Origin of the sequence: Nonomuraea sp. NPDC052265, from assembly GCF_044547985.1 — a bacterium.
Classification (GTDB): Bacteria; Actinomycetota; Actinomycetes; order Streptosporangiales; family Streptosporangiaceae; genus Nonomuraea.
Genome location: NZ_JBIUBJ010000046.1, coordinates 1 through 19,382, shown reverse-complemented (window position 1 = coordinate 19,382; position 19,382 = coordinate 1). Strand labels below are relative to the sequence as shown.

Annotated in this window: 18 protein-coding genes; 9 read left to right on the top strand and 9 right to left on the bottom strand. The window is 69.7% G+C overall.

Annotated elements, in window-relative coordinates; all coding sequences use genetic code 11:
• Positions 1-462: 462 nt before the first annotated feature.
• The 8 genes from ACIHAD_RS48105 to ACIHAD_RS48070 all read right to left on the bottom strand — a co-directional run bounded on the left by ACIHAD_RS48105 (position 463) and on the right by ACIHAD_RS48070 (position 10,602).
• Positions 463-1,572, bottom strand: coding sequence for a hypothetical protein (locus ACIHAD_RS48105; protein ID WP_397361600.1), 1,110 nt, complete (start codon positions 1,570-1,572; stop codon positions 463-465).
• 2 nt (positions 1,573-1,574) lie between these two features.
• The gene (locus tag ACIHAD_RS48100; RefSeq protein ID WP_397361599.1) at positions 1,575-2,549 is read right to left on the bottom strand and encodes a thiopeptide-type bacteriocin biosynthesis protein; all 975 of its coding nucleotides are present in this window, start codon (positions 2,547-2,549) and stop codon (positions 1,575-1,577) included.
• Entirely contained in the window at positions 2,522-3,709 is a 1,188-nt protein-coding gene (locus tag ACIHAD_RS48095; protein WP_397361598.1) for a lanthionine synthetase C family protein, read from the bottom strand. The genes ACIHAD_RS48100 and ACIHAD_RS48095 overlap by 28 nt, the downstream gene beginning before the upstream one ends.
• Complete coding sequence (locus ACIHAD_RS48090) at positions 3,706-6,768, bottom strand: lantibiotic dehydratase (protein ID WP_397361597.1); 3,063 nt, start codon at positions 6,766-6,768, stop codon at positions 3,706-3,708. The genes ACIHAD_RS48095 and ACIHAD_RS48090 overlap by 4 nt, the downstream gene beginning before the upstream one ends.
• Before the next feature lie 78 nt (positions 6,769-6,846).
• Positions 6,847-7,041 (bottom strand): FxLD family lanthipeptide, encoded by a 195-nt coding sequence (locus ACIHAD_RS48085; RefSeq protein ID WP_397361596.1) that lies wholly within the window; start codon positions 7,039-7,041, stop codon positions 6,847-6,849.
• A gap of 61 nt (positions 7,042-7,102) precedes the next feature.
• Positions 7,103-8,323: a methyltransferase, FxLD system gene (gene fxlM, locus ACIHAD_RS48080; protein ID WP_397361595.1), complete on the bottom strand. Its 1,221-nt coding sequence runs from the start codon at positions 8,321-8,323 to the stop codon at positions 7,103-7,105.
• Positions 8,324-9,176: 853 nt separating this feature from the next.
• Positions 9,177-9,458 (bottom strand): hypothetical protein, encoded by a 282-nt coding sequence (locus ACIHAD_RS48075; RefSeq protein ID WP_397361594.1) that lies wholly within the window; start codon positions 9,456-9,458, stop codon positions 9,177-9,179.
• A 307-nt stretch (positions 9,459-9,765) separates the two neighbouring features.
• Complete coding sequence (locus ACIHAD_RS48070) at positions 9,766-10,602, bottom strand: SAM-dependent methyltransferase (protein WP_397361593.1); 837 nt, start codon at positions 10,600-10,602, stop codon at positions 9,766-9,768.
• Positions 10,603-11,200: 598 nt separating this feature from the next.
• On the opposite strand from ACIHAD_RS48070, the gene ACIHAD_RS48065 reads away from it, so the two are divergent.
• Together ACIHAD_RS48065 and ACIHAD_RS48060 are read left to right on the top strand one after the other, a co-directional pair.
• Positions 11,201-12,364, top strand: coding sequence for a hypothetical protein (locus ACIHAD_RS48065; RefSeq protein WP_397361592.1), 1,164 nt, complete (start codon positions 11,201-11,203; stop codon positions 12,362-12,364).
• A gap of 33 nt (positions 12,365-12,397) precedes the next feature.
• Positions 12,398-13,033 (top strand): 2'-5' RNA ligase family protein, encoded by a 636-nt coding sequence (locus ACIHAD_RS48060; RefSeq protein WP_397361591.1) that lies wholly within the window; start codon positions 12,398-12,400, stop codon positions 13,031-13,033.
• A 245-nt stretch (positions 13,034-13,278) separates the two neighbouring features.
• Here the strand turns inward: ACIHAD_RS48060 and ACIHAD_RS48055 are convergent, their stop codons facing one another.
• On the bottom strand, positions 13,279-14,346 hold the full coding sequence (locus ACIHAD_RS48055; RefSeq protein ID WP_397361589.1) for a flavin-containing monooxygenase: 1,068 nt from the start codon (positions 14,344-14,346) through the stop codon (positions 13,279-13,281).
• Between the two features lie 53 nt (positions 14,347-14,399).
• Here ACIHAD_RS48055 and ACIHAD_RS48050 point away from each other — a divergent pair, with 53 nt between their 5' ends.
• From ACIHAD_RS48050 to ACIHAD_RS48020, 7 genes are all read left to right on the top strand, one after another.
• Positions 14,400-14,741, top strand: coding sequence for an ArsR/SmtB family transcription factor (locus ACIHAD_RS48050; protein ID WP_397361588.1), 342 nt, complete (start codon positions 14,400-14,402; stop codon positions 14,739-14,741).
• A 115-nt stretch (positions 14,742-14,856) separates the two neighbouring features.
• Entirely contained in the window at positions 14,857-15,012 is a 156-nt protein-coding gene (locus ACIHAD_RS48045) for a hypothetical protein (protein ID WP_189653956.1), read from the top strand.
• A 25-nt stretch (positions 15,013-15,037) separates the two neighbouring features.
• Complete coding sequence (locus ACIHAD_RS48040; protein WP_397361587.1) at positions 15,038-16,453, top strand: FAD-dependent oxidoreductase; 1,416 nt, start codon at positions 15,038-15,040, stop codon at positions 16,451-16,453.
• A 13-nt stretch (positions 16,454-16,466) separates the two neighbouring features.
• Positions 16,467-16,730: a hypothetical protein gene (locus ACIHAD_RS48035; RefSeq protein WP_397361586.1), complete on the top strand. Its 264-nt coding sequence runs from the start codon at positions 16,467-16,469 to the stop codon at positions 16,728-16,730.
• Positions 16,727-17,959, top strand: a complete 1,233-nt coding sequence (locus ACIHAD_RS48030) for an MFS transporter (protein ID WP_397361585.1) — start codon at positions 16,727-16,729, stop codon at positions 17,957-17,959. The genes ACIHAD_RS48035 and ACIHAD_RS48030 overlap by 4 nt, the downstream gene beginning before the upstream one ends.
• Before the next feature lie 31 nt (positions 17,960-17,990).
• Positions 17,991-18,374, top strand: coding sequence for a metalloregulator ArsR/SmtB family transcription factor (locus ACIHAD_RS48025; RefSeq protein WP_397361584.1), 384 nt, complete (start codon positions 17,991-17,993; stop codon positions 18,372-18,374).
• Positions 18,371-19,382: ArsO family NAD(P)H-dependent flavin-containing monooxygenase (locus tag ACIHAD_RS48020; RefSeq protein ID WP_397361583.1), on the top strand; the 1,012-nt coding region annotated here is incomplete at its 3' end. The genes ACIHAD_RS48025 and ACIHAD_RS48020, both read left to right, overlap by 4 nt.

Here is a 19,382-nt window from a genome sequence, read left to right as displayed (position 1 = left end):
GCTCCTGTTTACGGGGCAACAGCCCAATCCTGACCACAGCACGGCACTCTTCTGACTCGAGCCCCCAATACCAAATCCCTTTGTCAGCAGGCTCTTAGAGATTGGCGAGTTGCTGGTCAACGACACGCTGGTGAGCTGTCGTCGGGGATGGATCTGCCGCAACCGCTGGCGCGTCCCGGGCGAGGTGACGCAGATGACGTGCCCCTGCTGCTGCACCGACCAGCCGGGGCCAGCAGCCTAACAACGGGCACCGCACGGCTCCGGCGGCCCCATCGCTGCATTAGCCGGGCCGTCCGCGCGCTGTCGCTCGACACGTAGCGGCTGCGCGTCCGTCGCGCCCCGAGTTAGTGGAACGCGGGGCACTGGGAGAAACCCCGAAGTCGAGCCGCCGGTGCCCGCCCGCTGCATCAGCACTGGCCCTGAGCGGTGGAACCTCCCTGCGTTTCCCCGGCCTTTGGTTAGTCACATTGTCGCCGTCAACGCCTCGCTCGCCGCCTTCGCCGAGCAGGTGAACGAATCCAGCAGCGGCGCAGGGAGCCTCTTGCTGCCCAGACCGGCGGACTCCACTAGACGGGCCAGCGCTTGGCGGCGTCCGCCTGACACGCCCTCCAGGGGGTGGCGGTTCGTGAGGATGTCCCTGGCAGCGTATCCATCGCCGGAGGTGAGCACCTCGGTGGCCGCATGGTCATGTACGAGGCTGGCCATGCCAGGGTCGACGTCGGCGGCCAAGGTGGCGACAGTTAGGCCGAGCCTGGCGCGGAAGACCGCGTAACCGGGCTTCGGCTTGTCCGCGAGGAACTGCACGACCATCGATGTCACATCCTGGTCGGGCGCCGTGCTGCTCGGCTCGGTGCACATCACGCGCAAGCAGGCGGCGACCTGCTGCTCCCACGGCTCGGTGATCGTGCTCGCTTCCAAGAGGGAGCGCGCTGTTTGCGGGGCGCCGCGCAGACAGTGAGCGATGATCTCGGTCTGCCGTCCGTCCATGAGATGCAGACCGATGCCTCGGTGTGCCGTGGCGTGCGTGACTGCCTCGGGCCACCGGTCGGCGAGCACCAGGGCGCGGATGCCGTCAGCGATGTACTGCTGCCAGACCCATTCGCGTAACTTCTGGCGCTCGCGTGGGCTGCCGGTGAGGTTGGCCAGCGGTAGCGTGCGGTTCTCGATCACGAGATCGGCGCGGTTCATGACCGCCTGGTACATCGAGTCCAGTAGCCGTAGGGCGTGTTGACCGTCATCGGCGCGGAGTTGGAGCCTGGCGAGGTTGAGGACGGGTTCGAGCATGTATCCGGCCTGGCGTATGGACAGCGGGTGCCCAGCTTGTCGGTAGACGTTGATGTGCTGCCAGCACAGGTTCCGGGCCAGGTCCGGCAGGCCGCAGTCACTGGCCAGCAGCGCGGCCTTGTTCAGCGCGTGCGCCGCCTCGTGCAGCACGTCGGTGCCGGTGCGGGCGGCGGCTTCGGCGATGTCGGCGATCTCCCGGACTCGCTCCGGGAGCGAGGGGCATGCGGGTCGGCCGCGGCCGACGAGCGGGAAGCGGCGGACGGCCGCGCGCTGCGTGACGAGGTCCATGGTCAGCTTTCGGGCAGGAAGGCGGCTGTGGCCGCGTGGGCGAGGATGCCTTGGGTGGTGGCCGACAGGCCGAGCCGGTTCCAGTGGAAGATCACCACGTGGGTCAGGAGGGCGCGCAGCCCGCGGGTGAGGCGGCCTTCGGCTGCGGCGCGGCCGAGTTGGTTGCCGGCGCTCTGCCAGGCGGTGAGCCACGGTGTGGCGAAGCCGGCGAGCCCGCCCGGCGCGAAAGGCGGGGTGCCGGGTTGGGCGGGGATGGCCAGCAGTGTGCGCATGTTGGCGGTCAGCGCCTCCACGCGACCGCTGTCGCCCGGGGCGGGCGCTGGTCGTAGCTGGGCCACCCGGGCGAACACGTCGCCGCGCTCGAACCAGTCCAGGCCAGCAGCCTGGAGCAGGGCGTTGATGAGCACGACGGACAGTTCGCGGCGACCGAGGTCGGGACGGCCCTGGCGGGCGTAGTGCAGGACGCCGAGGCTGTCGGCGCAAAACAGCTCGTGTGCCGCCTGTTCCCCGGCCGGGCCGCCGAAGGCGGCGGTCTCCGGCTCGTAGATGGTCGGCCACCAGCGGGTGAGAGTCCCGGCTTCGGTCAGGTCGTCAAGCAGCCGGTCAACGGCCACGGTGTCGGCGTCGCGCAGGCGCAGCCTCCAGCCCGGCGGCTTGCGCAGGAACCACCATCCGTCGATTGCGCCGCACGCTTGGAGCTGCTCTAGGCGCGGCCCGAGCTGGTGTGCGCCGATCTTCTCGGCGGCATCCAGGTCGACGAACTGGACGCGTAGCTGATACCAGCGTGCTTCGGCCTGCCGTTCCAGGGCCGCGAGTCCGGCGGCCTGGTAAACCGTGGCGGCCTCGTCGAGGTCGGCCATATCCACGTCGAGGTCGTCGGCGACGGCGGCGAGGTCTGCGCCTGCGAGGAAGGCGAGAACACCCCCGGCGAGCTGCGACGGCGCGGCGGTCATGGTGTGGTGGCGATGAGGAGGCATGCGTCCCATCCCGAGCGTGGCGGTGCGGAGTGACGTGCGGTTTGCAAGGCCAGCCCGACCCCGGCGGGCCCGTCCGGCAGCCCCACGGCGTCGTTCTGGTCGTGAGCGTGCCGGGCGAGCGCGGCCGCGAGGACGGGGAGTCGGTGGCCAATCGCGGGGTTGGCGGCGTCGGCGGCGGCCCGGAAGGCGGTCTGGTACACCCCGGCGATTCCGTGGCACAGTCCCGGATCGGTGATCTTGTGGAGTTGCTGGTCGGTCAGGCATTCGGCCATGGCCTTCTCCGCGATGCCGCGCCGGGCGGGGTCGCGGGTGGCGAGAGCGGCCAGTTGCAGCGCGCGGGCGATGCCGGGCGTGCCGTAGCACCACGACGGCCGCCCAGGGCCTTGCTGGGCAGTATGGCCGGTGCCCAGTTCGTCGCGGGTGAGCCACTGCGGCCACCACAGCCCTTCGGGCGAGGAGCGCCGCCACTGATCGAACCAGCCGGACACCCTGTGAATGGCGTCGATCTGGCCTGGCACCCTGCAGCCGCGCAGCGCGGCCAGGGACAGCAGCGCGAGCGGCCCGGCCACGCCGTGCGCCAGACCGAGGTTGACGTGTCCACCCGGGGTGGGCGACAGCGGGTCAGGGTCGTGATCGACCCACCAGCCCGGCAGCTCGACCCCGTCCAGACGGCGCGGCTTGGACAACCGGATCATGTAGTCGAGCACGCCGCCGAGCAGGTCGCTGTTGGGGGCTCGCAGGAGCAGTAACGCGCCGAGGCCGGTCAGCCCGCGGAACACGTCGAATTCGGCGAACGATGCTGGCATGCGCCTCCTGGTCCGTTCCGCCGCGGTGGCCAGGCGGCGCTGCACCAGCCGCGCGACGTGCTTGTCCAGGCCACGGGCCGCCACCTGATAGCGGGGATCGCGGCTCGTGGCGGCAGCGTGCAGGATGAACGCGATGGCGGGCGCCCCGTAGTAGAGCCCCGCGTGCGGTGCGCTGTCGATCGGTCCGGAGGTGACCTGCCTGATGTGGGCGTGAGCGGTAGCCCAGTCTCCAGCGCCAGTCAGGGCTCGCTCAATGTGCAAGAGCGCGGTCGCGGCCGACCCCTTGGCCAGCGATTGCCGGTCCACGTCCCGCTCGGTGAGCTCCCCGACCTCGGGGGCGGTACGGCCGTTCATCGGGCACCGGCCAAGGCGAGGTGGCGTAGCGCGGCGGCGCGGGCGAGCCGGTCGGTGACCTTCTCGAACTCGGGATCGACGCCGAGGGCCCTCACGTGGTGATCGTGCAGCAGTGTTCGCAGCACCGTGGCCGGGTCGCGCTGGAGGGCGAGCGCGTGGTGGTAGGCGGTCAGTGCGGCATCGCGGACTCGCCACGCGGCGGCGACCTCCTCACCTCCTGGCACTGCGCGTACGGCCCGATAGTCGCCGGCGGGGTTGGCCCAGTGGAGGGCGTGGTCGCGTAGCGTCCGGTCAAGCGGGCCCGTCTGCTGTTCCAGGCGCATGACGAGCGCCCGGTACCCGGCAGTGGGGTCGGGCGCGAACGCGGCGGCCAGGTGTGTCATCGACGCGGCGGCCAACGCCTGACCAGATAGCCCGCTGGTGGCGGCCATGTCGATCTGGGCGATGGCTGCTCGGGTGTCGGCGGCGAACACGTGCTCGGCCGCCGTGCGGGCGTCGCCGTCGCCGTACCGTCCGGGCTGCTCGTGGTAGGGGGCAAGGGTCAGGTGCGCGGGCAGGCCGAGCGTTTCCAGGTGGGCGGCGAAGGCGGCCAGACGAGCCGCGACCGGCCCGTACTGGTCGAGGTCAGTCAGGCGTAGGAACACGGCGAGATGTTGGTCGGCGTCGAGCTGGATCATGTCGCGGTGACGGCGCACCCACCAGCAGACGATCAGGTCGGCGACGTCGTCGGCGAAGGCGGGCAGGTGCCGGACGAGGATGTCGTCGAACCGCGCAGGGGGCCCGGTCAGATGCGCGCACACCACAGGTGAGGCTCCGGGGTGGAACGTGCGGCCCGGCGGCACGGTCACGGGGAGAGGATGTGGCGGCGGGTCGATGGTGGTCATCGGGATCAGCAGCTCGGCCGGGCGGCCCAGCCACTCCAACCCGCGCGGCGGGTGGCCCTCCTGCAGCACGACCCGTCCGGCCCGCTTCAGGTGTCTGCGGAGCACAGCTCGGTGCACCGGCTGGTCGAGGTCGAGCGGGAGCCGGAAGTCGGCGTGGCAGAGCAAGACGTGCGCGGGCGTGCGCCACCGCTGCTGCCACGCCTGCAACGCCGCGTCCCACTCCCGCCCGCGGCCGTGGACGTCGTCGGTGGCCAGGAGCCAGCGGGCGGCGGCCAGGACGGTGCGCCGGTACCGGATGCGCGGTAGATAGGTGAGGAGGCGGGCGGCGCCGGGGTTGAGCGGTTTGAAGACGGCGCTTCGGGCGTCGGTGATCTCGGCGAGGAAACGTACCAGCGGCGGCGTCTGCCAGACGGTGTCCAGGGCGTGCGGGATGTGGGCTATGACGCGCCGGCCGGTGGAGCGCTGCACCAGGTGCATGTGGACGGAGTCGGCGGTCACCGCCAGGTCGCCGAGGTCGATTCCGCTGCTCGCGGGATGCCCGCCCAGGTGCAACACGGCGGGCAGGAGTTGCGGGACTCGGACGACGTTCTCGTTGCGGGGGCTGCGGGGCGGGAAGGAGAGCTGCACAGCCACCGCAGCGTCCTCGTTCGGCTCCCGGCGGCTGGTCCGGTAGGAGGCGGCCAGCCGGGCGCGGTCGTCGTCGTCCAGCAGCGGGGCGAACCGTCCGGCCATGCTGGCGTGGGCGGACGGCGTGGCCACGACGCGCAGTGCGAACTCGCCGCGGTTGATGGCCTCGGTGGAGGCGGCGTGCAGCTCGACGCCGAGTTCGAGGCGTTCGGGCAGCCTGCCGGTGGCGGGGTCGCCCACGGTCAAGGCGGTGATGTCGGCGTCGGTGAGCGTGATCTCGTCTGTCCCGGCGTGGATCGCGTTCTGGATGAGTGTCAGGAGGTAGGCATCTCGATCGGTGAGCGTGCGCCAGGTCGGCCGGGCGCGGGCCGCACCGAAGTAGCCGCCGGGAAAGCCGAGACCGGAGTCGGCCACCAGATCGTTGACCGGGACCAGCGCGCCGGGGCCGTACCGGGCCAGGAATCGGGCGCGGTAGTCCATCCAGCTCGTCCGGCCGAACGGCTCGCTGGCTATCCGCAGCAGGACGGTGGCCGCGTGCGCCGCCTCCTCCAGTACCGCCTCGGGGACGGAGATCCACGCGTCCAGGCCGACGTCTACGGTCAGCCGCGCCTGTGGGGCGAGCGCCGCCATCCGCCTGGTCGTGGTGGCGCGGATTGCCGCAGTCTGTGCCGCGTCGGCCGTGCTGTTGTGCCGGGCCAGCAGGTCACGGATGTCTTCCAGGTCGAGTAGCAGCGCCGCGACGTCGGCCAGGTCCTCGCCTACGTTGTGCAACACCTCGATCAGGTACGGCAGCGGATCGGCGATGGTCAGCGGCGGCCGTAGGTTCGTGATCAGGATGCGCTGGCCGATCAGTGTGCTCAGCAGGTCAACGATCGATGCCTCCGACGCGCGAGGGAACCGCCTGACCAGGTCGTCGACGAGCCGGCTGAACGGGACTGGGGCCGAGGCCGTCTCCAGCGCAGACCGGACGGGCCGGGTCAGACGTACGGAGATTTCACGCACGGGGCGCGCTGCGCGGGCCTCGCCTTCCGCCAGGGAGGCCACGATGAACCGGTCGTCGCGGACGATCCCGAGGTTGTTGGCCACGACGGTCAGGCGCGGGCGCAGGCCCGGATGCTGTTCTATCTGGTCGATCAGGCCGGTGATCCAGTCGGCGTCCACCCGTGCGAACGCCTGATGCCGGGTACCGATGGCGGCCGCTGCGGGCCCGATTCCGGCCGTGGCGATCCCGGCGAACAGTCCGAAGGGGGTCGGTCGGCCGCGCCAGCGCAGCAGGAACGATGCGGTGGCGCGGCGCACATTGGACGCCGAGGCTGTGGCAGAACCGAGCAGGACGTCGACGCGGGCAGCCAGGTCTGGGCTGGCCGTCTGCAGGGCCTCGCGCACGTCGCTGCGTGCCCATGTCTTCGCCAGCCAGGCCCGGCCGTCCTGGAGGACGACGGCGGGGTCATGGAGGTCGAGGCAGGCCGGTAGTTCAAGGTCGCCCGGGTCGGTGCTTCCTCGCACCATGACCAGGCCGGTATGGCGGTAGCGCGGGGGGACGCTCATGGTGATTCCTCGCCCGGATCGGGACCGGCACCGTGCGGTGCCCACGCGGGTCGTGGGCACCGCACGGCAGAGAGTGGGTCAGGAAGGGTTGTTGGCGGCCGTGCTGCAGGCGCTCGTGGCGCACGAGACACCGCACCCGTCGTCGGTGGCGCACATCATGGTCACCAGCGGCGTGGCGGCCTCGATGACGCGCATATCGAGCTCGAACTCCTCATCGGCCGCGACGTCAGCCGAAGGCAGGACGTCAGCGGCGAGTGCCAGCGGTGGAGCCATCAGGGTCACACTCCTCACATGGGATTGGGCGTGGGGCATCCTGTCCCGCTTGAGCGGCTGCTCAGGCAGGCCAGGAGATCGTGACAAGACCGTGGGTCTTGGTGAAGGTCGCGGTCCCCTCAGAGATGACCGGGGTGGTACCGGTCGGCCAGTAGGCGAACGTGGGCTCGGCTCGGTTGCGGGCCCGCTCGTCCCATGCCTGGATCTGCTCGACCATCGCGGCCGCGGCCTCCTGCCCGTGGGCCCCGTAGGCGCGGGCCCCGAACTCCACGCCCGACCCGCCCGGGGCGGGACGCACCGACAGGTAGGCGAAGGAGTCGCCGCGCACGCCAGCGAACGGGAACCACGTCTTGCGCTCCTGCGCCAGCTCGGTCCCCTCCTCGACGGCCAGCTTGCAGAAGCCGGGCAGGTAGCTCGCGAACCACAGGTGCAGGTCGGCGAACGATTCGCTGCCGCCGACGGTGACGCCGGACCACGCCTCACTGCGCTCGGAGGCCAGGACGCCGTCCAGTAGGGCGGGGTTGTCGGGTGCCCCGTCGTCGAACCGGAGCGTGACGATGTGGCCGTTGGGGTCGGGCAGCCGGAACTCGCGGTCGATGTGCTCGCCGACGCCCTGCATGGCGACGAACCCGCACACCACCGAGGACGTGCTGACGAGGTGGTCGTTGACGCGGCGGAAGGCGATGGAGCGGCTGACGCCGTTCATCCGCAGCGGCACCACCAGCGTGCCGCCCTCGGCCAACTGGTTCCGCCATGCTGGGGCCAAGTCCCACGCGCCGACCGTCACGATGGTCGCGTTGAACTTGTCGTAGCCGGGGATCTCGTGTCCAGCGTCGGCCGTGAGCACGGTGACCCGGTCGCCGTACCCGGTGGCCTCCAGGCTCGGCTTGGCCCGGTTGGTCACCTCCGGGTCGATGTCCGCGGAGACGACGTGGCCCTCCGGCCCGACGATCTCGGCGGCCATCGCCGCGTTAGGGCCCCCGGCGCCGATCTCCAGCACGATCATGCCCGACTTCAGCTCGGCCTGCTCCAGCATCGCGGTCTGGACGAACGCGGCACTGATGGAGGAGATGGCGATGCCGTTCTCATCCCGCTTGGTCACCACGGCCTCGTCGAGCCTGTAGGTGACTTCCAGCGGGGTGCCGGCGGGCACGAAGGCGTGCCGAGGCACCGTGCGGAAGGCGCGGTCGACCTCCGCCGACGTGATGTATCCCGCCGCGGCGAGTTCGTCCGCGAGCTTGTCCCTCAGCACACCGGCCTGGTCAGCGGTCTCGTCGGTCACGAATGGTCTCCTTGTTGTGTGTTCTGTGGACGGTTTACCTGCGGAGGGGCTTGGTGTGGCGCGGGTTCACGCTGGCGGCGCCGGCCAGTGGTGTCTACGGGACACGCGGGGGGCTGGGAGCCGCCCTGCCTCGCGGGCAAGGGCGTCCTCCAGTACCTTTCGGCCGGGCATGGGCACCGAGGGCCCGGCTGGAGGCTCGAAGCGCGTAAGACGGCCTGCGCGAGCAACTGCACGTGTATGGCATCCCCGCTGGTCCTTGCGCCGCTGAACACCAACCGGAGTGTCAGACATGCGCCAATGAGAAACCGCGCGAGCCCGGTGCGGAGCGAGGCGTCGGGTGGCAGTTCGGGCGTCCAGGGGTTCCCGTACACGAGCAAGATCAGATCCATCGGGCCCTCCCGACTCCAGGGCGGGGACACGGCGGCTACTCGGCCGTCGTCGTGCTCGGCCGTCGGACCGTGTCGTCGTCTGCGCTCTCCCCGCTGTGACCGTTCACCGGGGCGGGCCGAGCAATAAAGGGAGCGCGTGCGGGCTCGACAGACGCGCGAGAGTGTCGCGCCGCGTCGAGTCGGAGATAGGCGAGCACAATTCCATCCATCGGATCCGACCTTTGTCCAGGTTGGGCGCGGTGCGCCCATGAGGATGTTGTGTCTCGCCGCCCACGAGGGGCGTGCCTGCATGTGGGCGGCGAGTGGGACGGCACGCGCACCCGGGGTGTGATCGTGGGTGATTGGCCCGCGCCGCAGTGCACGGCCTGGTGAGCAATTCTCCTTCGCATGCCAGACGGTGCCGGACGTGGCCGCGCAGTGCCCGCCTGCGCGCGGAGGCGCCTGAGCGGCCACGTCTCGCTGTTTCACCCGAGCACCTCCTGAAGGAAGCCGGGTGGTACGTGGACGACCGCCGGAGGGTGCGCCGGGATAGCCTTGGCCATCTCCTCCAGTAGCACCTGATCGACGTCGAGGATGCGACGCCACACCTCGCGGAGGTTGTCGGCCTTGACCGGCGTGTTAAGCCTGTGGTCGTACGCCGGGTATGCGGTGAAGACCCGAAGGTACGGCTCCCACATCACCTGCCAACGGCCGCCCAGCGACCCCTGCAACTGCACGGCCAGGGCGCGGGCTTTCGTGTCGCTCAACTTGGGGATCGCTTCGATTGGCGTGACAGGCTCGTCACGTTTGATCAGGCTCCAGCGATGAGTGCGCTGGATTCGTGCATCAGGGCATCGGTGGCGATGCTGTGAAGTCACGAGCTTCTCCGGGTTGGATAGCGGGTGGTCTTTGAGTGAAGAGGCGCGGGCCGGCCACGCACTGGCAAGATGGCGCGGCCCGCGCCAGGGTGCGGTACGGCGGGGAGTGGACACCGGGCCGTCCGCGCCAGAAGTGGCAGGCAGCGCTTTCGGATGCGCTGTTTCCCGGGAGGGCGGGGCTGCCACGTCATGACCGTCACGCTTCGGGCCGTTTAGCCATCAGCATGAGGAAGTGCGGCGCATCTCGTTCCGGGGTGCGCTCCGTCGGGTCGGGCAGAAAGTCGATCGTGGGAAGCACTCCCGTGTTGTGCAGGCGGAAGTCACGTACAAGATCGACGATTTCGTCTCGGGATCGGACGTAGATTGGGATGCCGCCGTGTAGTTGTTCGTAGGCGACCTGGCCGCTCTTGATCCGGGCCGGGTCCATTCCGTGCCCCGTGACGTGCGTCAACACGAGCACGCTGTCCGGGGCGAGGCGGGCTCGGAGAGCGAACATAAGATCGTTGGCGTGCCCGTCGTCGAGGAAGTGCAGCACAGCCCCCAAGATCACCACTACGGGCCTGTCCAGTCGCAGATGCGTGCCCATGGCGTCCAACACCGCGGCGCTCCGCCGGAGATCCTGCTGCACTACATGGACCGCAGGCCCGCGCAGTAGGGCCCGGCAGGTCGTCACGACCAACTCGTCAGAATCGAGAGCCAGCCATTGGATCTCGGGCCGGACGGCGACGCCGGCCTCGTACAGATCTGGGAGTTCGAGGGTGTCACCACCCTGTACGGGTTTGCCGCATCCCAAGTCAGCGAACTGCAGGTGCCCCTCGCTGGCGAGGTGACGAACCGCGCGGACCAGCGCGGCCGCGTTCTCCTGAGCCACCTCGTCCACCTTGTCGTGGATCGCCTTCTTGAGCTTGTCTACAGCCTCCCGGTCAGGGCCGAATGCCTCCTTGCTGGCCCCTCGCAGTGCGGCGTAGGTGCGAGCAGGAACAGCCGTGGTTGGGTCGAAGGTGTCACCAGGCGGTGCGGAATCGGTTGTCATGATGGGAATGCCTCGAATTTGGCTTGGGCGGGTCGGATGAGCGTGTTGCTCCTCCCAGCAAGGCCTCGTCAAACTGTGTAACAACGATGTCAACGACTGTGACGCTGGGTCACGGGCCGCCGCGTCCAAAACCGTTGGACGCCCTGTCCATGCTTTGACCTGCGCCGTTGGAGCTCTGACAGGGGAGACGTGGACCACTGGGCCGACTTCAGGGCGATCACGAAGAGTAGTTCGCCGTTACTGTTGACTGGACAGCACTACGCCGCAGGGGGATCCCATGGCTGACCCGAAACCGGGGGCGCGTGCAGCTCGTGAAGCGCTACGGACGGAGATGACACAAGCGGGTTGCACCAGCGCGCAGATCGTGACAGAGATGCGGGCACGATGGCGGTTCCGACCTCGGGAAGCCTGGCGTCATGCACACGGCTGGAGCCTCCAGCAGTGTGCGGACCGGCTGAACGCAGCCGCCGCTAATCGACGGCGTCCAGTCATCGCTGCCGATGCATCCCTACTCGGCAAGTGGGAAAAGTGGCCTGGTCCGTCCAGTCGGCGGCCGACTCTCCAAGTCCTTGCCCTCCTCGCTGAGGTCTACGGGTGCATGATCAGTGACCTCCTCGACCTGGACGACCGCCGTGCCATACCAGAAGAAGAACTGCAGCTCATCAGCTCCGCAGCGCACCCGGACGCAGAGCAGCCGTTGGAAGTGCTGCCATCGTCGCCCCTGCAGCTTGATCTCTCTCCTGATACGTCGAAAGCGCAGACAGGGGTTGAGCTCGTACAGGCCACCGCGACCGAGTCGGCTACCTGGGCCCAGTGGGCTGAAGCCACAAACATCGGCGACATCGCTCTCGAACAGCTTCAGGCCGACACCCGAGTCCTTGCCGCACGCTACGTCAGTGGGGATCCGCTGGAAGTGTTCAAGGACGCCCGTACGCTTCGCGACCAGGTGTTCGGGTTGTTGGAAGGGCGCCAACATCCACGGCAGAGCGCCGAACTGTATGCCGCAGCGGGATACCTGTGTTCGCTGCTCGCGTGGATCAGCTCGGACATGGGGCAGTTGCAGGATGCAGACACCCAGGGGCGGACCGCGTGGTTGTGCGCGGAGCTCTCAGGTCATTCCGATCTGCGTGCGTGGGTGCTGTCTACCCGCAGCAAAATAGCTTTCTGGGATGGTCGGCTAAGGGAAGCCGTCAACCTGGCGCGTCGAGGTGTCACCTACCAATCCCACGGCACAGTAGGGATGCTGTTGTCGTGCCAGGAAGCAGATGCTTGGGCTGCCCTTGGGGCCGCAGCGGAGGCTCGGGCCGCATTGGAGCGGGCATCGGCAGCTCGCGAGGGCATGGTCGGAGTGGATGAAGTTGGCGGCATCTTCTCCTGCTCGGATTTCCGGTACTCGAACTACGCCTCGGCGGTCTTCTTGCGGGTGGGCGCGGCTGAGCAAGCACTGCACGAAGCAGATCAGGCATTCGTTCACCAGCAACCGCCCCAGGCATATGGGACGGTTGCCCAGGTACGCATCGTGCAAGCAGCCGCACATCTGGCGCTTGCGCAGCCTGATGGCGCTTTGGAGCCGCTGCGGGCGGTGCTCGCCATGCCTCCCCATCAGCGCCTTGAGACAGTCGCGAGCCGCGTCCGGGAGTTGGCCAGAGATCTGGCGCACTCGTCGATGGCGGACAGCGAGCCGGCGATTCTGATCCAGCGCGAGATCGAGGAGTGGGGCAGGCAAGCTGCGCGGCGAACACTGGCGCTCCCGCAAGGGTAGGCACGACGCAAAAGGATCTTGTGGAGGTATGACATGAACGACCAGCAGCGGATGGCCGATCACTGGTGGTGGCGACCTGGTTGGGGGCTCAGTCGTCGCTTCTATACCTGGCATCTCACCTTCGAACACTCTCCGGAAGTGCACCGGCTGGCGCAAACGTATCGAGACGCGCTCGCCGAGGTCAGCGGGCTGGATCTGGTGCCCGATAAATGGCTGCACCTGACCATGCAAGGGGTGGGCTTCGTTGACGAGGTCAGCGACGCCGACGTCCGGGCTATCGTCGATGCTGCCCAGACTCGCCTGGCGTTGCTGCCGGCGTTCGAGCTGAAGCTAGATCGACCTCGCATCACGCCAGAGGCCATTCGCTGGGAGGCAACACCTGTGGGGCCGCCCTCCGCTGTACGCGATGCGATCCGTTCGGCCATCGCAGATGTGTGGACGACGGTTCCGGAGCCAGCAGAAGGGTTCGAGGCTCATGTGACCATCGCGTACAGCAACGCCGACGGTCCCGCAGGGCCGGTACAGAATGCATTGGACCAGGTGGACGAACCTCCCGCCTTGGCTGAGATACGCAGCGCCGACCTGATCATTCTTAATCGAGACGAGCAGATGTACGAGTGGGAGAGGTTCGCCACTGCGCCCTTGAAAGCTGGGCCTATGCGAGGCTGAGCGAGGCAGCCTGTGTAGATGTGGAGTGGCGGCCGGTCACTATGGCAATGGCACCTGCGGCCCGCTCTCAAGGTCCTGGTCATGTCGCTGGAGCCGAGTACGCGCTGAACCCGATGTGGCCGCGGCCCACCTGCGACAGCGCGGGCATCCCGCGTGTGATCATTGCCGATATGGCTACGGCAGTGCGTTTTCACCCGAGCACCTCCTGACGGAGTGCTACGCAGGCGACCTCGCGTAATTGCACGTCACAGACTGTAGGCGGCCAGTGACTTACTCGCGTGGGCGGCCAGCGGAGCCGTGACGTGTTCGGCGTCTTGGTAGACGCGGCGCAGGGTGTTGGAGGCGAACGAGCGCTGGAACTCCAGCCCGACGTAGCCGAGGCCCAGGTGTGTGGTGGAGATGCCGCTATCGTGCAGTGGCAGCCCGTTGGCGTCGAGCGCTCCGAGCGGTGCCAGGTAGTCCAGGTGGGGCAGGTAGCCGGTGGCGTAGATGACGGTGTCGACATGCTCGCGCTCGCCGTCGGCCCAGATGATCTCATGGCCGTCGAAGGCGGTGAACATCGGCCGCCGGTCCCAGCGGCCCGCCTCCAAGGAGGCAGCGTAGTCGCCGGTGTCCAGGACGGGGGTGCCGGTGGCGATACGGGCCAGCCAGTGCGGCGGCAGGGAGTCGAAGCCGGTGGTGGTGTGCCAGTAGTGCACGTCCTTGCCGCCGATGAACTGCGGCATGAATTGAATCAGCTGGCGGGTGGCCAAGGTGACCGTGGCGACCTCGGCGAGCTCGTAGCCGACCTGGACGGCGGAGTTGCCGGCCCCCACCACGACGACGCGCCGCCCGGCGTAGTGCTTGGGGTTGCGGTAGTCGGCCACGTGCAGAGCTTGTCCGGTGTAGTCGTCCTGGCCGGGAAGGGCAGGGATGTAGGGGTTGCCGAAGGAGCCGCTGGCGGCGATCACGCCCATGGCGCGGAGGGTGTCCCCGGCGGCGGTGTGGACGAGGAAGCCGCCCGAGCCGTCGGCTGCCACCGCGGTGACGTGGGTACCGGTGCGGATCTCGACGTCCAGGCTGTCGGCGTAGCGCTGTAGGTAGGCGACGACCTCGTCACGGGTGGGGTAGTGGTCGCCGTCGCCGGGGAAGTCCTGGCCGGGCAGGGCGCTGTAGCGGGCGGGTGAGAACAGGGTGAGGCTGTCGTAGTAGCTGCTCCATGAGCCGGTGGGCGTGTGGCCGGCTTCGAGGATGACGGGGGTGCGGCCGGCGTCGCGCAGTGCGCAGGCTGCTGCCAGGCCGGACTGGCCGGCGCCGATGACGATGGTGTCCATGCCGCCGGATCATATCCTCATATACAGAAATGACAATACGGTAGAGTCGTGCCATGCAGACGGCAGGCAGCGGCATCCAGCTCACCGACGCGGCGCGAGGCTTCCTCAAGGCCCTGGCCAGCGACACCCGCCAGCAGATCCTGTTCCTGTTCGAGGGCGGGGTCGAGCTGACCGTGGGCCAGGTGGCCGAGCGTCTGTCGTTGGCCCAGTCGGCCACCTCCACGCACCTGGCGACACTGCGCGAGGGCGGGGTCCTCGCCTCACGACGCGAGTGGAAGACCGTCTACTACCGGGCCAACCCCGATGGGGTGCGGCAGGCACTGGCCGACCTGCAGGCGGCCTTGGCTGCGTGCTGCCCGCCCGGCGAGAGTCCCTCTGTCGGCGGTTGCGGCTGACCGAAGGGGAAGCGGTCGTACGCCAGGGGCTGAGCGCTCTGCTGATTTGACAATCTTCTAAGCAGTGGTTTAGAATCTGAGCTGTTTAGATGAAGTTCTATTCAGGAGGTGCGCGATGCGCGCTCTGCTCACCAACCTGCGCCGCCCCGCCGACGCCTCGGAATTCACCTTCAACGAGGCCACCTCGGAGGTGTGCGACCGCGTCTGCCGCGCCGATGCCGCCATCGAGCGCGCCCGCACCTCCGCCCTGTCGTCCTTGTCCTTCCGCTGACCCGCGCGCCATCTGGAGAGCCGTCATGAGTGACAGTTGCTGCGGCACCGTTGCCGTCGAGATCGAGCAGTTCGCCACCCCTCAGCAGGCCACCTTCGGGCAGACGGGCGACCTGCCTGTCGCCGTGATCGGCGCAGGTCCGGTCGGCCTGGCCGCCGCCGCCCACCTGGCCGAACGCGACATCGACTTCCTGGTGCTGGAGGCCGGCGAGCAGATCGCCGCGTCGATCGCGCAGTGGGGACACGTACGGGTGTTCAGCCCGTACCGGTACAACATCGACGCCGCCGCCCGTCGCCTGCTGGAGGCCGACGGCTGGACGGTTCCTGACTCCGACTGGCTGCCGACCGGCGCTGAACTCATCGCCGACTACCTCGCCCCGCTCGCCAAGCTGTTCGGCGACCGGGTACGGCTCGGCGCGCGGGTGAGCGCGATCAGCCGCCTCGGCTACGACCGGGTCCGCACCGCTGGCCGGGAGCAGGCCCCGTTCCTGATCCGGCTCGACGACGGCACCGAGCTGCAGGCCCGCGCGGTCATCGACGCCTCCGGCACCTACACCAGCCCGAACGTGCTCGGCGCGAGCGGCCTGCCCGCCCACGGCGAGCACGAGATGTCCGTCGACCACGCCCTGCCCGACGTCCTCGGCGCAGACCGCGACCGCTACGAGGGCAGGCGCGTGCTGGTCGTCGGCGCCGGCCACTCCGCCGCCACCACCCTGCTCGCCCTGGCCGAACTGGACAACACGCCGATCACCTGGGCGATCCGAGCCGGCAACGCCACCCGCACCTACGGCGGCGGCGACGCCGACGCACTGCCGGCCCGCGGCGCGCTCGGCACCCGGCTGCGCGCCCACGTCGAATCCGGCCGCATCCAGTTGATGACCGGCTTCTTCACCCACCGCGTCAACGCCACCGGCCAGGGCGTCGAGGTCGTCAGCCGCGACCCCTCCGGGCACGAGCAGGCCGTCACCGTGGACCGGATCGTGTCGGCCACCGGCTACCGCCCCGACCACTCCATCGCCGCCGAACTGCGGCTCGACCTGGACCCGGTGCTCGGCTCCCCCCGCACCCTGGCCCCGCTGATCGACCCCAACCAGCACTCCTGCGGCACCGTCCCGGCCCACGGCGTGGACGCACTCGCCCACCCCGAGCCCGGCTACTACGCGGTCGGCGTCAAGAGCTACGGCCGCGCCCCGACCTTCCTCATGGCTACCGGGTACGAGCAGGTCCGTTCGGTCGTGGCGGCGCTGGCGGGGGACTGGGAGGCGGCCCGGGACGTTCAGCTCGACCTGCCCGAGACCGGCGTGTGCTCCACCGACCTGGTCGAGGCCCAGGAGCAGCGGGTCGGCCTGGCCACCGGCATCAGCGGCGGCCTGCTGTCCACCCCGCTTCCCCTCGCCACCGTGAGCGCCACCGCCGAGTCCGGCGGCAGTTGCTGCGGCTGAAAGGAAACCCCGGATGTCCGACGGCTACCCCACCGCCGCCCAGAAGGAAGCGCTGCGCCTCATCTGCGACCACGAGCCGATGCCCGCCCACCGACTGGCCGACGAACTGGTCGCCGCCCGCAACCCCAGCACCAACCCCGGCTACGGCCCGGCGATCGCCCGGATGGCAGGAACGCTCGCCTGGCGGCTGCAGGCCCAGGGCTTCATCGCCGAAACCCTCGCGGGCGACTGGGCGACCACGACTGAGGGCCGAGCGCTGATCGCCTGTCCAGCATGAGTTCCCCCGCCGAGACCGCCGCCCTCCAACAGCAGGGCGGCGGTCCGCCGCGTTCCCGGCATGGCCGGCGGGTCGTCGCCGCGCTGGCCGTCACCCAGACCATCGGCTACGGCGTGCTCTACTACGCCTTCTCCGTCTTCCTCGTCCCGATGGCCCACGACCTGCACGCCACCAACACCCAGGTCGCCGCCGCGCTGACGGTGTCCGTGCTGATCACCGCTGTCTGTGCCCCGCTCGCCGGGCGGTGGCTGGATGCCCACGGCGGGCGCGCCTTGATGACGCTCGGTTCGCTGCTCGGCGCAGGGGCGGTGCTGGCCTGGTCACAGGTCACCGCGCTGTGGCAGCTCTACCTGGTCTTCGCCGCCATCGGCATCGCCTGCTCGATGGTGCTGTACGAGGCCGCGTTCGCCGTCATCATCGCCTGGTACGGCACCGACGCGCGAGGCCGTGCGCGAGGCATCCTGGCCCTCACCATCGTCGCAGGGTTCGCCTCCTCGATCTTCATCCCGCTCACCGGTCTGCTGGTCGACGCCTACAGCTGGCGCCAGGCCCTCGTGGTCCTCGGTCTCGTCTACGGCCTGGCGGCGATCCCGCTGCACGCGCTGGCGATCCGCCGCCGCCCGGCCCACGCCCGCACACCTGAGGCGGCCGGGGAACGCGCCGACCTGGTCAGGGCCGCCGTGCGCCGCCGTCCGTTCTGGCTGCTGGTGATCGCCTTCACCGCCAGCGGCGGCGCGGTCGCCGTCGTCGCCGTCGTGTTGGTCACCTACCTCATCCACCTCGGCCACAGCCCGGTCCTGGCCGCCACGCTCGCCGGACTGCTCGGCGTCCTGTCGGTCACCGGGCGGCTGGTCACCACCGGTCTGCAGACCCGTCTGCCCGCCGCTCTCATCGCCGCCGCGATCTATGCGCTGCAAGGCGTCGCGGCGCTGCTCCTGCCGGTCCTGGGAGCGAGCGTCGCGGGCGCGATCGGTTGCGTCCTGCTCTTCGGGCTCGGCTTCGGCGTCGGCTCCATCACGCTGCCGCACCTGCTCGTGCAGCGGTACGGCACCGCCGCCTACGCCACCTTGTCGGGCCGCATCGCGATCTTCTCCGTCGCCGACAAGGCCCTGGCTCCGCTCGGTGCGGTCGCCCTGGCCCAGGCGGTCGGCTACACCTGGGTGATGAGCGCGGTCGCCGCCGTCTGCGTCACCGCCGCCTTGTCCCTGGTCGCCTACCATCGCGTATAATTTAGACGAATGTCGAATTAAGGAGCCGTGGATGACCGCCGTGACGATCCAGTGCTGCGCGCCGATCGCTCGCGAGCCGCTCAGCGAGGCCGACGCCGCTGAACTGGCGACGCTGCTCAAGGCCGTGGCCGACCCGGTACGGCTGCGCCTGCTGTCGATGATCGGCTCCCACGCCGGCGGCGAGGCGTGCGTGTGCGACCTGACCGGCACCTTCGACCTGACCGCCCCCACGATCTCCCACCACCTGAAGGTGCTGCGCACCGCCGGGCTGATCGACGGCGAACGCCGGGGAACCTGGGTCTACTACCGGATCATCCCCGAGACGGTGAACAGGCTGGGCGCGCTGTTCGCACCGCTCGCCGCCCCGGCCAGGGCGCAGAACGGCCCGGTGGACGTGGAACTGCTCACCGTATGACCTCAGTGGCACGCCTGGCCGATGTCGTGGTCATCGGCGCCGGGCAGGCCGGGCTGGCGGCGGGCTACTACCTGCGGCGGACAGGCGTCGACTTCGTCATCCTGGACGCCCAAGACGCTCCTGGTGGCGCCTGGCAGCATGCCTGGCCGTCCCTGCGGCTGTTCTCCCCGACGCAGTACAGCTCCCTGCCCGGCCGGATGATGCCGATCCCCGCCGACGGCGGCTATCCGGACGCCGCCCACGTCGTCGCCTATCTGACCGACTACGAGCAGCGTTACCGGCTGCCGATCGTCCGCCCCGCCACCGTGCGGGCCGTGCGAGATGCCGGTGACCGCCTCGCCGTGGACACCAGCATCGGCACCTGGCACGCCCGCATCGTCGTCAGCGCCACGGGCACCTGGTGGCGTCCCTACGTCCCGCACTACCCCGGCATCGGCGGCTTCTGCGGCGAGCAACTGCACACCGCCGGCTACCGCGGCCCCGAGCCCTTCCACGGCCGCCGGGTGCTGGTCGTGGGCGGCGGCAACTCCGCCGCCCAGATCCTCGCCGAGCTCTCCCAGGTCGCCCGGACCACCTGGGCGACACTGCGCCCGCCCCGGCTGCTGCCCGACGAGATCGACGGCCGCGCCCTGTTCGACCTGGCCACCCGCCGTCATCAGGCCACCCTGGCCGGACGGAACGCCGAAAGCATCGGCGACTTGGGCGACATCGTCGCCGTCGCGCCCGTCCGCGAGGCCCGCGACCGGGGCGCGCTCAAGGCCGAGCCCATGTTCTCCCGCATCACCCCCGACGGCGTGGCGTGGGCCGACGGCAGCACCGAGGCGTACGACACGATCGTGTGGTGCACCGGCTTCCGCCCCGCCCTGGCCCACCTGGCCCCGCTACGGCTGCGCGGCCCCGGCGGCGTGATCTCCACCGACGGCACCCGCGCCCTGGCCGAACCGCGCCTGCACCTGCTCGGCTACGGCGACTGGACCGGCCCCGCCTCGGCCACCCTCATCGGCGCCG

Bases quoted from the DNA above. Each gene is read 5' to 3' on its own strand.
- ACIHAD_RS48065 (WP_397361592.1), top strand. From the start codon at position 11,201: ATGATCAGTGACCTCCTCGACCTGGACGACCGCCGTGCCATACCAGAA.
- ACIHAD_RS48040 (WP_397361587.1), top strand. From the start codon at position 15,038: ATGAGTGACAGTTGCTGCGGCACCGTTGCCGTCGAGATCGAGCAGTTC.
- ACIHAD_RS48025 (WP_397361584.1), top strand. From the start codon at position 17,991: ATGACCGCCGTGACGATCCAGTGCTGCGCGCCGATCGCTCGCGAGCCG.
- ACIHAD_RS48045 (WP_189653956.1), top strand. From the start codon at position 14,857: ATGCGCGCTCTGCTCACCAACCTGCGCCGCCCCGCCGACGCCTCGGAA.
- ACIHAD_RS48095 (WP_397361598.1), bottom strand. From the start codon at position 3,709: ATGAACGGCCGTACCGCCCCCGAGGTCGGGGAGCTCACCGAGCGGGAC.
- ACIHAD_RS48070 (WP_397361593.1), bottom strand. From the start codon at position 10,602: ATGACAACCGATTCCGCACCGCCTGGTGACACCTTCGACCCAACCACG.
- ACIHAD_RS48100 (WP_397361599.1), bottom strand. From the start codon at position 2,549: ATGCCTCCTCATCGCCACCACACCATGACCGCCGCGCCGTCGCAGCTC.
- ACIHAD_RS48050 (WP_397361588.1), top strand. From the start codon at position 14,400: ATGCAGACGGCAGGCAGCGGCATCCAGCTCACCGACGCGGCGCGAGGC.
- ACIHAD_RS48085 (WP_397361596.1), bottom strand. From the start codon at position 7,041: ATGGCTCCACCGCTGGCACTCGCCGCTGACGTCCTGCCTTCGGCTGAC.
- ACIHAD_RS48055 (WP_397361589.1), bottom strand. From the start codon at position 14,346: ATGGACACCATCGTCATCGGCGCCGGCCAGTCCGGCCTGGCAGCAGCC.
- ACIHAD_RS48105 (WP_397361600.1), bottom strand. From the start codon at position 1,572: ATGGACCTCGTCACGCAGCGCGCGGCCGTCCGCCGCTTCCCGCTCGTC.
- ACIHAD_RS48030 (WP_397361585.1), top strand. From the start codon at position 16,727: ATGAGTTCCCCCGCCGAGACCGCCGCCCTCCAACAGCAGGGCGGCGGT.
- ACIHAD_RS48035 (WP_397361586.1), top strand. From the start codon at position 16,467: ATGTCCGACGGCTACCCCACCGCCGCCCAGAAGGAAGCGCTGCGCCTC.
- ACIHAD_RS48060 (WP_397361591.1), top strand. From the start codon at position 12,398: ATGAACGACCAGCAGCGGATGGCCGATCACTGGTGGTGGCGACCTGGT.
- ACIHAD_RS48090 (WP_397361597.1), bottom strand. From the start codon at position 6,768: ATGAGCGTCCCCCCGCGCTACCGCCATACCGGCCTGGTCATGGTGCGA.